Below are 12,954 nucleotides of genomic sequence, written 5' to 3'. Positions count from 1 at the left end.
CTCTTCCTTCTTTTTAAATGTGTTTTTTGAAATATATTATAAATTTTAAGTATTATACCAAAAAGATTTTTTAAAGAGGTGCCGATGAAACATATACTGGTAACGAATGATGATGGTTTTGAGTCCAAAGGGCTTCATGCGCTGGTAGAAGCACTCAAACCTTTAGCAAGAGTTACGGTCGTAGCTCCTACGATGGAAAAGTCAGCCTGCGGACACTCCCTGACCCTCACTCGTCCACTCCGTTTTATAGAGCTGGATGATGATTTTTTCAAACTTGATGACGGTACACCGACAGACTGTGTCTTCCTCTCTCTCAATAAACTTTTTGATGAGGAGTACAGACCTGATCTTGTCATTTCCGGGATCAACAAGGGTGCGAACATGGGAGAAGACATCACCTACTCAGGGACAGCATCTGCAGCGATGGAAGCTGTACTGCAGGGGATACCGGCTATTGCCGTCTCACAGGTCTGTATCGACAAGTGTCAAAATATCGATGATATGGGGTATGACCTGGCCCAAAAGAGTATCGCTACTTTGGTAGAGCGCATCTTTGAAGGAGAGTTCCCTCTGCCTGAACGCAAATTTCTCAATGTCAATATCCCTCCGATCAAGGCGCAAGAGTCCCAGGGATTTAAAGTGACGCGGGCAGGAAAACGTGCTTACGGCAATGACGCGCATGTACACTGGAACCCCAGAGGACATGAGTACTACTGGATAGGCCTGCCGCGGCTTGACTGGCACATCACTGAAGGGCATATCACCGATTTTGAAGCGATCAGACAAAACTATATCTCCATCACTCCTGTGCATCTTGATATGACCAGCCATGATGATATCACAGCGTTGGAGGAGTGGTTATGACCGGCTCTTCGTCATTCCCGACCCCGATCGGGAATCTAAAAACAGATGAACCACAGTATGTAGATAGCAAAATTATAAGGGTTATACCATGAGATATGAACGTTGTCGAATGCTCTTCGGTGAAGAGGGGTTTGAAAAGCTACAAAATGCCAAGATACTTATCCTCGGTGTAGGAGGCGTCGGCTCGTATGCACTGGACTGTCTCTACCGCTCCGGAGTAAAAGATATCACGATACTCGACTATGACCGTTACGATGAGACCAACCAGAACAGACAGATCGGATCTGAAGCGACCGGCATGCTCAAAACCGAGCGTCTGGCAGAACTCTATCCCGGGATCAAAACGATCGATCAGCAGATGGATATGGCATGGGTAGAGAGATTTGATTTCGAACCCTATGACCTGATCATCGATGCGGCAGATACGACTAAAGTGAAGATCGAAGTAGCCAAGAAGTGCTACAAGAAGCTTATTATGTCGGTAGGTTCGGCCAAACGTTTTGATACCTCCAAGATAGAGGTGGCAAGCATCTGGAAAACACACGGGGATGCATTGGCACGCAAGATACGTAACGAACTCAAAAAAGCAAGGTTCAACAGAAACTTTACTGTCGTCTATTCACCGGAGGAGGACCAATGCAAGGTCAAGGGCTCCTGTGTTGCCGTAACTGGAGCTTTTGGACTAACCGTCTGTTCAGAAGCGATCAAAAAGATACTCTCTTCTTAATTTTTACACTTGCAAATGTCTTTTTTTTGCACTATACTATAACTTCAACTTAACCAAAAGATAATAAGGAGGGATGAATGAAAAAGTCATTAAGTTTATTGGTTGTAGGGATCAGTCTTTTTGCATTGAATGGATGCGGGGACAATGATATCAATGAAATAGCATTGGAAGAACTGCAGGATGGTTACAGCCTGAAGTTAAGTGATGTGGAAGGGGATAGCGTAACCGTAAAGAGCAGTGAAGCTGAAGCACAAATTGTACAGCCTCAAACATACATCTATAAGTTCTGTGGTCTTACAAAACAACCTGCAGAGGCTGAAGTTGAAATGGTGTTGAGTGACGGGAATTATTACAAGTACACTACTGAGGGTGTGTTGTCTGCAAATGGTAACTTTTGGGTCTACACGGATCGTTTGGAATTGGAAGGCAATCCATATACCATTTATACCGATACTTCCAGCTTCAAAACAGGATCTACTTATGAAAGTGATGGTACTTATGATGTAAAAGTCGATAAGATCGATGCCATTCGTTGTGAGGATATCCCCGAACCACTCTAAGAGGTATAAGCACCTACAAACGATATAGAACGGGTTTGAAATAAAACCCGTTTGAAACATATTTTTGTATAGATGACCTACCCTTGGAACGGTGATCATTGTTTCTATTTCATTACAGGTTTTATGATGGCAAGTTTAACCGGAGATTATTCTATTTCTCACTTTCCGCGTCAAGTCTAAAACGGCAATCACCCAAGGTAATGGTCTTTCCTTTTTTTACCTCTGCCAGAATATATTCCCATGTCGCTTCCACGTCAGTCTCAGGCATCTCTTTTTCGATGATATTCATCGCTTCATGCCTGGAGATTTTCGACCACTTTTTTTCATAGGTATATTGGGTAACTATCTCCACGCTATCCACCCTTCCTATATCCAGCCCAGTTCGGCAAAGATCGGTTCCATCTCCATCCACCAGTTCTGGAATCTTACCGAGATGTCACTGATCGCTTCGTCTTCTTCTCTCCACTCTTCCAGTTTTTCTATGATCAGCGGTTTATCCTCTTCTGTTACTTTCTCTGATTTTTGTACGTGCTGGATCACTTCTTCAATTTTTTCTTTCATTGTGCTACACTCCTAACTGTTTTAAATATTGTAGTTGATTCTGCATTAAAATGTCAATAAGTTTTTATCTCTAATAGTGTATTGTTCTACATAAAGGAGACAATAATTTAAAATGAACGGACAAACACTACTGAATTTTATCAGAAAAGAGTCATCAGCGGGTATTATCCTGATCATGGTCACCATCGCAGCACTCCTGCTTCAAAATGGACCGCTCTCAAGCTACTATACGAGTTTTTTGCACACGCCTGTGGAGATACGTTTCGGTGATCTGCAGATCGCCAAGCCGCTCCTGCTGTGGGTCAATGACGGATTGATGGCTGTCTTCTTCTTTATGATAGGCCTGGAGGTCAAAAGAGAAGTGATGGAGGGGCACCTCTCATCCATACGGCAGATCACACTGCCGGCTATTGCAGCAGTCGGCGGTATGGTCATGCCTGCAGTCGTCTTCCTTCTTTTCAATACAGGCAATGAATTTGCGATGAACGGATGGGCGATACCCACTGCCACCGATATCGCCTTTGCACTGGGTATCCTCTCTCTGCTGGGACCGCGTGTACCCGTCTCACTCAAGATCTTTCTGATGGCACTGGCGATCATCGATGACCTTGGGGCCATTATCATTATCGCACTCTTCTATACGACAGAACTCTCAACGACATCGATCATCATTGCCAGTATCGCATTGGCAACGCTGTTTATATTCAACCGTATGAAGGTGACCAAACAGTCACTCTATATCGTAGTGGGTATCGTGCTGTGGGTTTCCGTACTCAAGTCAGGAGTGCATGCGACCTTGGCCGGAGTAGCACTGGCATTTATGATACCGCTCTATTCGGAAGATGAGCGAGGACAGTCATTTTCCATGCTCAAAACAATGGAACACGGACTGCACAACTGGGTAGCCTTCTTTATCCTTCCCCTGTTTGCTTTTGTCAATGCCGGTGTAGACCTCAGAGGTATTTCTGTAGAGCAGATCGCAGGGCCTGTACCTATGGGGATCATGCTGGGACTTTTTATCGGGAAACAGGTCGGTGTCTTCGGCTTCTCGTGGGTAGCGATCAAGTTGGGTCTTGCCTCCCGCCCTACGGGAGCCACATGGAGACAGCTTTACGGGGTAGCGATCCTTACCGGGATCGGGTTTACGATGAGCCTCTTTGTCGACAGCCTCGCCTACAATGATACGGATCTCTACCGCTATGCCGATAAACTGGCGATCCTGCTGGGATCTTTCCTCTCCGGAGTATTCGGTTACCTTCTGCTGCGATCCAAGTTCAGCAGAAGATAACCTTTCCTCCCCTCCGAGGTATCACTCTCATTACGTTAAACGTAATGGAGCAGTAACCCTTCGGGGCCGTTACCCGCAACGGAACGCCTCTTTTACACTTAACTTTGGCTCATAGCGCCTCTGCCATGGGATATCCTATAAATCAAAAGCACCATTACGCTATAATCGCGGCAATATTATTTTATGATGGACAGAAAAATGAGTGAAACTACCAAAAAAGGCTACGATCCTAAAGCCACAGAAGACAAATACTACAAGATATGGGAAGAGCGCGGATACTTTGAGATAGACGGTAACCAGGCGATCCAGGAAGAGGGTAAAAACTTTGCGATCATGATGCCACCGCCAAATGTCACAGGAAGTCTGCATATCGGTCACGCACTGACATTTACACTCCAGGACATCATCACCCGTTACAAAAGAATGGACGGCTTTAAAACACTCTGGCAGCCGGGAACCGACCATGCCGGTATCGCTACACAAAATGTCGTAGAGAAACAACTCCTCGCAGAGGGCACTACGAAAGAAGAGATAGGCAGAGAAGCATTTCTCGAACGTGCCTGGAAACAAAAAGAGACAAGCGGCGGCAGTATCGTCCACCAGATGCGTAAACTGGGTGTATCCCCGGCTTGGAGCCGTGAGAGATTTACCATGGATGAGGGGCTGAAAGAAGCGGTGAAAGAGGCGTTTGTCCACCTCTATAACGAAGGGATGATCGTACAGAACAACTATATGATCAACTGGTGTACACACGACGGTGCACTCTCAGACATCGAAGTAGAACACGAAGAGGTAAACGGTAAGTTCTACCATATGAACTACCACTTTGCAGATGGAAGCGGTCATGTGACTGTTGCTACGACAAGACCTGAAACCTACTTCGGGGATACTGCGATCATGGTTCACCCTGAGGATGAGCGCTACACTGATATCATCGGTAAAGAGGTGATCATACCGCTTACTGACAGAAAGATCAAAGTGATCGCTGATGCACACGTTGATATGGAGTTTGGTACGGGTATCGTAAAGGTAACTCCTGCACACGACCAAAACGACTACGAAGTCGGTAAGCGCCACGACCTTGAATTCATCACGGTATTTGACGAGAAAGGTATACTGAACGAATACTGCGGCGAGTTTGCAGGGATGGAGAGACTTGAAGCAAGAAAGCCGATCGTAGAAAAACTTGAAAAAGAGGGATACATCGTCAAGATAGAAGACCATGTACACCAGGTGGGACACTGCTACAGATGTAAGAACATCGTAGAGCCGTATATCTCAAAACAGTGGTTCGTGAGAAGCGAAGTGGCGAAGAACTCTATCGAGAAGACCTATGCAGGTGAAGCACAGTTCCACCCTGCACACTGGCTCAACTCTTACAGAGCATGGATGGATGAGCTAAGAGACTGGTGTATCTCCAGACAGCTTTGGTGGGGACACAGAATCCCTGTATTCTACTGTGACGAGTGTGGTCACCAGTGGGCGGACAAACAGGACAATCCTGAAGCATGTCCACACTGTGCGAGCAAGAAGATCCACCAGGACCCTGATGTACTTGATACCTGGTTCTCTTCAGCACTCTGGGCATTCTCACCGCTTGGCTGGGGGAATAACGGGGAGATGAAAGAGACCTATACGGATACAGACCTAGCAGACTTCTACCCTAACTCACTGCTGATCACCGGATTTGACATTATGTTCTTCTGGGTGGCACGTATGATGATGATGGGTGAGCACTTTATGGGTGAGCTGCCGTTCAAAGATATCTATATGCATGCCCTCGTAAGAGACGAGCATGGTGCGAAGATGAGTAAGTCCAAAGGGAACGTCATCGACCCGCTTGATATGGTCGAAGAGCACAGTGCGGATATCATCAGATTTACTCTGGCATTCCTTGCAGTACAGGGAAGAGACATCAAACTTGGTGCAAAAAACCTGGAGCAGTTCAGAAACTTTACCAACAAGCTCTACAATGCATCAAACTTCCTGCAGATGAACGTAGATACCTTTGCGGACCTCAAAGATATCGAGGTCAAAACACCGCTTGGTAAATATATGCAGAGCCGTCTCTCTCGTGCGGTTGAAGAGGTACGTGAGACACTTGAGACCTATAAGTTCAACGAAGCGGCAAGCAACTTGTATAGATTTGTATGGAACGAGTTCTGTGACTGGGGTATCGAGTACTCGAAGGCGGATAAAGAGTCTATCGCTGAACTCGGTGCGATCTTCAAAGAGACACTCAAGATGGTTTCACCGTTCATGCCGTTTATCTCTGAGCACCTCTACCACAAACTCTCAGGTACCGAGCTTGAAAGCGGCGAGTCTGTGATGGTCATGAGCTTCCCTAAAGAGGTTGCTACGGATGAAGAGGCTGAAGCGATGTTCGCGATCATCGAAGAGGCGATCACAGCGATCAGAAGAGCGAAAGTCATCATCGATATGGGTAACTCCAAGATCGCCAAAGCCTATGTGAAACTGGGCAAAGAGATCGACACTGCAGCAGCAAAACCGTTCATCGAAAAACTTGCAAAAGTCGAAGAGATCGAGTTTGTAGATGCAAAAGTAGAGAACGCTGTAACTGATGTATCTGACAACCTTGAGGTCTACATCCCTACCGATGAGATCGACCTGAGTGCGATCATCGGTAAGCTCAGCAAACAAAAAGAGAAACTTGAAAAAGAGATCAACAAACTCAGCGGTATGCTGAACAATGAAAAGTTCGTTGCCAATGCTCCGGAGCAAGTCATCGCCGAGAACAGACAAGCACTTGAAGATGCTCAGGCGAAAATGGAAAAAGTTGAAGCCGAACTTTCAGGATTTGGTGCGTAAGGCATATATCGCTACTATGTAACCTATCTCGTCATCCTCGGGCTTGACCCGGGGATCTACACCTATAACTTCAGCGTAACACAAGCTTTTCTGTAATATAACATCTAGATTCCCGATGCCCAACGGCAATACCCTTGTGGTGCGATTCGAGAATGACATTTCCCACACTTATTAGGAATATTACATGACTCAACAAGCACAGGAAGCCTATACCCTTCTCGTCAATAAACAATACGACAAAGCCTATACACTCTACAGCGATCTGGCTGCACAAAACGACCCTGTTGCACACTACTACCTGGGGTTTCTCTACTTCAGAGGATTTGGTGTAGATCAAGACAGTAAAAAAGCCTTTGCACACTACCTTGAAGCAGCGACCAGAGAAGTACCTTTGGCCCAGTTTGACGTAGCACTTATGCTCGAAAGTGGCGAAGGGTGCGAACAGAACTTCTCAGAAGCAGCATTCTGGTACGAAGAGGCGGCAAAGCGCGGTAATGTAGAAGCCTTCAACAACCTTGCAGCGATGTATAAAGAGGGGCGTGGTGTCCACCAGGACTACCAGAAAGCCTTCATCCTCTTCAAAAAAGCTGCACAGGCAGGCAACGCCTCTGCTCAGTTCAACCTCGGTGCGCTTTATGACCTTGGACTTGGGTGTGATGAGGATAAAGAGCAGGCGATCGAGTGGTGCCGCAAAGCAGCCTACCAAGGACACCAAAAAGCAAAAGAGATCATCATGAGAATGCAAAACGAAGGAAAGATCGTTTTCTAGTCCCTGCCCTCTCCTCTACCACTTTACCTTATAAAAGCTCCCATAGAGAACATTTTATAAGGTTTTGAATCACACACTCGGTCAATCTCACACTTTGTGGTTTTATCCCGATATTCGCTTGATAAACCACACTTTGTGCAAATATCGCTGATCTCCTCGCAAAATGCACACTCTATTTTGGAATGTTTTAGCTATTTCGAGCTTTTTTCATGTAAAATATTCAAAACAAGGGGTTTTTATTCAATAAACATACATTTTTTCTGTTAGTTTTTCTTGGGATTATTGGCTAATTAATACAAAGTGTTGGTTGAATAAATAGTTGCACGCGCCCGTTGTCTTTACATGTAAACAAATAAAATTGAAAAGGAAAGTGGATATATGTCAGATACTACACATACTGATAAAACAAGTGCAGATTCAATTGCAGTAGCATTTGACTATCAATACTATTATTTTTTATTCAAAGTTTTTAGTTTAGAGGATGGACAATCAGTCAGTCTTGAAGTTAAAGATGATGTGCATACTGAACTTCGCAATAATATTCAACTACTAATTCAATTAAAGCATAGTGTACAAACAAGTGCATCTGGCAATTCAGTAAATCTCACAACACTTGATAATGATCTATGGCACACGCTCTATAATTGGTGTGAAGTCATCACGGATGCACAAGATGATAGAAAAAATACGGCTAAACAAATTGAATTCGTAGAAAAAACATATTTTATTTTGGTTAGCAATAAGTCTTATACTGAACAAAACAAATTTATAGAGATATTAAATAACTACAAAATAGGTTCTATAACACACAAAAAAGCAAAAAATGAGATCAGTAAAATAACCACTGAAAATAAAGATATACAGAAATATAAAGCTAAATTATTATCTTTGGATGATGATGTTTCAGAGCGATTTTTTAATCATATGGAATTTGATTTAGATAATGATGATTTAATCGACAAATGTAAAATAGCTCTAAAGTCCAAAATGATTCCGGAAGAGAGTATTAATGATTTGTTTAAAAAACTAGATTCCAGTATTAGAGAAGAAAACTATACTGCCATAAAGAAAAATCAAAAAATCATTATTAACTTTGACGAATACTATAAAAAGTATAGAATATACTATGATCAAGCTCGAAATACTGACTTACAAATAAAGACATTTAACATAGGCTTACCTGACAATTTAACCGAGCAACGTTTTATTCAACATTTAATCGATATTAATGATATTTCAGAAGATGACATTGACGATATCATAGAATTCACAAAGTATAAGCTACAAATTCAAAACAATGTAAGTAGTTGGTTACAAGAAGCAGAACTCACCAAAGATCAACTTGATGATTTTGAAAAAGAAGTTATTGCAATATGGAGAAATGAATTTCGTTCAAAAAACAGAGGTCAAATGACTGAAGAGGAGATACAAGTAAAAGCTTTATCGATAGTTGATACTTTAAGAAAAGAAAGATTATCGATTTCGTCTTTGCAACTCGATACTCAACACAGCAATGGAGAGTTCTACTATCTGTCTGATAATTTAAAGATTGGGTGGAGAAAAGATTGGGAGGATAAATACAGTGGATAACTATTTTTATAACAATATTGGTATTTGTTCATCTTCAATACTTGCAACATTGCAAGAAAAGGGTGAGGAGATCGAACTGACAAAAATACTTTTAATTATGCCTTTCTTGTCACATAAACAATTAACAAATTATTTAAGTAAAGCCAATGTAAAAATTTTGAGTTTAGATGGATTGCTCATTGATAAAAAAAGTTATTTTACAAATTTCAATAAAAGGTTTTACCAAAGTTTACCGTCGACTATTAATTCCTTGCAATTTTTACATGATATTGAAATTATTCAGATTAAAGAAAATAAAGTGAGTCTTCTGAAAGAAATTACATACAACAAAAAGATGGGGAAAAGAGTTGAAAAAATTTATAAAGCTTCTAAAAATATAGCAAAAATTTTAAACGAGAGTAATGAAAAACTCTATTTAAATCTAAGGATTGAACTATGAATTTTTATTTCAAAAAAATTATTTTGTGGTGTAAAAATGGCACCAAGAGAGAAGTAGAATTTCAACCGAATAAAGTGAATGTAATTACTGGAGGTAGTGGTACTGGTAAAACGGCCATATTGCAAATTATAGATTATTGTCTTTTTGCGAGTGAACATAAAATCTCTGAAGACATTATTAATGAAAATATCATGTGGTATGGAATCAACTTTATGATTAATGACAATAATTACACAATTGCTAGAGAAGCTCCCAAATTTAAAGAAGTGTCAAATAATTATTATTTTTCTTCATTAGGAGAAGAGCCAGAAATCCCTAATACAACTGATACTGACGATAAAAAACTAAAGAAAATCATAGAATCAAGTTTTAGTATTGATAGTAATATTATTATGCCGTATGGTGCTAAAGGGATGAGAAAAGACACAAAAATTTCATTTCGATATTTCATGCTTTTTAATACTTTGTCATATTCTATTATTGACAATGAAGACGTATTTTTTGATAAGCAAAATAAACAAAGATATCGTGATGCTTTAGAAAGAATCTTTGATTTATCGCTTGGCATAGAAACAATAGAAAACATGCTAGCTAGAGAAGAAAAGATAAAACTTGAAGAAAAACTACTTAAATTGTCAAAAAAAGAAGAAAGTATATCATTAAAAAAGGAAGCATTCCAAGATGATATAGCGCAACTGTTCAAGAATGCAAAGGAGTATGGATTAATAGAAACTGATGCTAATATACAACATTCACTAAGCACTTTAAATCAACTTGTAAATAAAGCAATAATTGACACTAAAAAAAGAGATACTAGTAAATATCAAGCTATCAAAAAAAAGATCTATATTCTTAAAAAGAAAGTCGATAATTTAAAAAGTTTTGAAAGTGAATACACTACATATAAAATAAATTTAAAAGAAACCGAAGACAGTTTAAAACCACTCATATATCTCAATGAGCACAATCATGAGATTATCAAAACATCAATTTTTTCTCAAGTTATTGATTCTCTTGAGAATGACTTTAATACTATCAAAGAAGCTATCAAAACTAAAACGCCAATTGATACAAAAGTAACTGATTTAATAAAGTCATATGAGGAACAAATTAATACACTAGAAGACGAATTAAAAGAAATTCCAGAAGAGGCAAAAAGCTTTGAAGATGATATGGACAAATATATATTTCTTGGAGAAGTAAAAGCAAAATTGGAATTATTTAATACTAAAGACAGAACAAGTGTTCAAGTAATTGCTACAGATACAACAGAAAGAATTGAAGATCAAATAAAAAAATTAACAGTGAATGACATTGCAGATCAGAGAAAATTGACAGTTAGTTTACTTGAAGAAATGATTCAAGAAGATATTTATTACATTAAAGATGCTTTAGACAACTATCATTCTCATAAAGCAGCATTCAATTATAAAAATAAAAAACTTGAACTACGACAACCACATAGTGCTAATGTTGTTAACACTGGTAGTAGTTCAATAGATATGTTTTTACACTTACTAATGTTTCTAGGATTACATAAAGTGATTTTGTCAAACAACGTCCCGTTTATAGCCCCTTACTTAATTATGGATCAACCGAGTAAGCCTTACTATGGGGAAAAAGATGACGATTACAATAATGTTAAAGAAACCGATCAATTTAAGATAACACATGTATTTAAATTACTCAATCACTTTATAGATAATATCATCAAAGAAAATAATAATTTTCAAATAATTGTTTTTGAACATGTACCGAAGAATATATGGGCAGGCATGAATAATATTCATTTGGTAGAAGAATTTAGAAATGGCAACGCATTGATTAAACAAGACAACAAATCATAGCACCGAACAGGTAAGTCTGTCGGTGAACTCAAACGTTGAATCCATATAATATTTAGTTGCCATTTTGGTAACTTTGTGCTATAATACTGTATGAGGATTATAGCAAGGAAAACGCTAAAAGAGTTTTGGGAACAGTCGGAATATGCAGATAGCGAACAGGCTTTAAAGGCATGGTTTGATGAAGCCATTCAGGCAAAATGGCAGACGCCCAATGATATCAAGGCACAGTATAAGAATGCCAGTATCTTAAAAGACAGCAAGGTTGTTTTCAATATTCACGGAAACAAATACAGGCTGATCGTTAAGATAAATTATGACTTTGGTGTGATTTACATTAGATTTATAGGAACACATAAACAGTATGACAAAATAGACGCAAACGAGGTATAAGATGAAAATAAAAGTATTAAAAACCGAAACCGACTATGAAAATGCAATGGAGAGAATAGAAGCTATTTTTGATGCCAAACCGGATACTCCCAAAGGAGATGAGCTAGAGCTTTTAACGCTTCTTGTAGAGAAATATGAAGAGGAACATTATCCTATCGAACTTCCTCATCCTATTGAAGCCATCAAGTTCAGAATGGATCAAATGGGGTTGAAACAAAAAGATATTGTCGATTGTTTTGGAGACAAATCAAAAGTTTCTGATGTATTGAATCTCAAACGAAAGTTAAATCTCAACTACATAAGAAACCTTCACAAAAAACTTTATATTCCCCTTGATGCCCTAGTGGAGGATTACGAAACCCAAAACACTCTTAGGGCATAAGCCCAAGGTTACCCGTCGGAGACGATGGGAACCGGCGGGTTACACCTAAAGAAGTGTAACAGTTAAAAGGAGTGCAAGACTCCCCTTATTTTACTTTGATCTGCTTGGTCTCTTTTTTCTCTTTTTTAAGCTTAGGGATAACTACTTCAAGCACACCGTCTTTGGAGTTGGCTTCGACGTTTTCTACATCTGTACTGTCCGGCAGCGTAAAGCTTCTCTGAAACTTGCCGTAAGAACTCTCCATTTTGTAGTAGTCTTTCTCTTTGACCTCTTTTTTCGTCTTTCGCTCACCTGAGATGGTCAACACATTATCTTTTATATCTACTTTGATATCATCCTTCTTTACACCCGGAAGGTCCACTTCCACATGATAGGCGTATTCGCCTTCTCTTGTATTTACAGAAGGGGTGAATCCCGAAACATTGGCGATATCTCCATGTTCAGGGAACTTAAACGCACTTTCCATTCTTTTTTCAAGATCTCTAAACTCTTTCATCGGATCAAACTTTGTCAATAACATTTTTACTCCTATAAAGTAGAATTTATATTATTATATAACTTTTTATCTATTGGAGTCAAACATATTTTTACTGGTTCCTAAATTGTATTTGGAAATTTATGCGGAGAATGTGACACCTTAGTTCACGATACAGCCTAAACTCAGAAATGCTAAAATAAGTTCAATCACAATGCCTATAGCGGTTTTTT

General features: G+C 39.9%; 14 protein-coding genes. 11 read left to right on the top strand and 3 right to left on the bottom strand.

Annotation, left to right across the window (positions count from 1 at the left end; genetic code table 11):
* Positions 1-84 precede the first annotated feature (84 nt).
* From surE to AC4JOV_RS05660, 3 genes are all read left to right on the top strand, one after another.
* On the top strand, positions 85-864 hold the full coding sequence (gene surE / locus AC4JOV_RS05670; protein WP_229936113.1) for a 5'/3'-nucleotidase SurE: 780 nt from the start codon (positions 85-87) through the stop codon (positions 862-864).
* Between the two features lie 88 nt (positions 865-952).
* A complete protein-coding gene (locus AC4JOV_RS05665; RefSeq protein ID WP_229936114.1) occupies positions 953-1,591 on the top strand; it encodes a tRNA threonylcarbamoyladenosine dehydratase in 639 nt (212 codons plus the stop codon).
* Between the two features lie 77 nt (positions 1,592-1,668).
* A complete protein-coding gene (locus AC4JOV_RS05660; RefSeq protein ID WP_229936115.1) occupies positions 1,669-2,151 on the top strand; it encodes a hypothetical protein in 483 nt (160 codons plus the stop codon).
* 151 nt (positions 2,152-2,302) lie between these two features.
* On the opposite strand, the gene AC4JOV_RS05655 is transcribed toward AC4JOV_RS05660, so the two are convergent.
* Both AC4JOV_RS05655 and AC4JOV_RS05650 read right to left on the bottom strand, forming a co-directional pair.
* Positions 2,303-2,503: a hypothetical protein gene (locus AC4JOV_RS05655; protein WP_229936116.1), complete on the bottom strand. Its 201-nt coding sequence runs from the start codon at positions 2,501-2,503 to the stop codon at positions 2,303-2,305.
* A gap of 14 nt (positions 2,504-2,517) precedes the next feature.
* Positions 2,518-2,712, bottom strand: coding sequence for a hypothetical protein (locus AC4JOV_RS05650; RefSeq protein WP_229936117.1), 195 nt, complete (start codon positions 2,710-2,712; stop codon positions 2,518-2,520).
* A 112-nt stretch (positions 2,713-2,824) separates the two neighbouring features.
* Here AC4JOV_RS05650 and nhaA point away from each other — a divergent pair, with 112 nt between their 5' ends.
* The 8 genes from nhaA (at position 2,825) to AC4JOV_RS05610 (ending at position 12,246) form a co-directional block, all read left to right on the top strand.
* A complete protein-coding gene (nhaA, locus tag AC4JOV_RS05645; RefSeq protein ID WP_229936118.1) occupies positions 2,825-4,000 on the top strand; it encodes a Na+/H+ antiporter NhaA in 1,176 nt (391 codons plus the stop codon).
* A gap of 198 nt (positions 4,001-4,198) precedes the next feature.
* On the top strand, positions 4,199-6,829 hold the full coding sequence (locus tag AC4JOV_RS05640) for a valine--tRNA ligase (protein WP_229936119.1): 2,631 nt from the start codon (positions 4,199-4,201) through the stop codon (positions 6,827-6,829).
* 184 nt (positions 6,830-7,013) lie between these two features.
* Positions 7,014-7,598 (top strand): tetratricopeptide repeat protein, encoded by a 585-nt coding sequence (locus AC4JOV_RS05635; protein WP_229936120.1) that lies wholly within the window; start codon positions 7,014-7,016, stop codon positions 7,596-7,598.
* Between the two features lie 378 nt (positions 7,599-7,976).
* Positions 7,977-9,188, top strand: coding sequence for an ABC-three component system protein (locus tag AC4JOV_RS05630; RefSeq protein ID WP_229936121.1), 1,212 nt, complete (start codon positions 7,977-7,979; stop codon positions 9,186-9,188).
* Positions 9,181-9,627, top strand: a complete 447-nt coding sequence (locus tag AC4JOV_RS05625) for a three component ABC system middle component (RefSeq protein WP_229936122.1) — start codon at positions 9,181-9,183, stop codon at positions 9,625-9,627. Before AC4JOV_RS05630 ends, AC4JOV_RS05625 begins: the two co-directional genes overlap by 8 nt.
* Entirely contained in the window at positions 9,624-11,474 is a 1,851-nt protein-coding gene (locus tag AC4JOV_RS05620) for a DUF3732 domain-containing protein (RefSeq protein ID WP_229936123.1), read from the top strand. Before AC4JOV_RS05625 ends, AC4JOV_RS05620 begins: the two co-directional genes overlap by 4 nt.
* Before the next feature lie 90 nt (positions 11,475-11,564).
* Positions 11,565-11,864 carry a type II toxin-antitoxin system HigB family toxin gene (locus AC4JOV_RS05615; protein ID WP_229936124.1) on the top strand — a complete coding sequence of 100 codons (300 nt, stop codon included), beginning with the start codon at positions 11,565-11,567 and terminating at the stop codon, positions 11,862-11,864.
* A gap of 1 nt (position 11,865) precedes the next feature.
* Positions 11,866-12,246 carry a helix-turn-helix domain-containing protein gene (locus tag AC4JOV_RS05610; protein ID WP_229936125.1) on the top strand — a complete coding sequence of 127 codons (381 nt, stop codon included), beginning with the start codon at positions 11,866-11,868 and terminating at the stop codon, positions 12,244-12,246.
* Between the two features lie 85 nt (positions 12,247-12,331).
* Here the strand turns inward: AC4JOV_RS05610 and AC4JOV_RS05605 are convergent, their stop codons facing one another.
* On the bottom strand, positions 12,332-12,766 hold the full coding sequence (locus AC4JOV_RS05605; protein ID WP_229936126.1) for an Hsp20/alpha crystallin family protein: 435 nt from the start codon (positions 12,764-12,766) through the stop codon (positions 12,332-12,334).
* Positions 12,767-12,954 lie beyond the last annotated feature (188 nt).

It is taken from the genome of Sulfurovum sp. MH2-6 (assembly GCF_058374785.1).
Note: the sequence above shows the minus strand (reverse complement) of the source record. Positions and strands in the feature narration are given on the sequence as shown.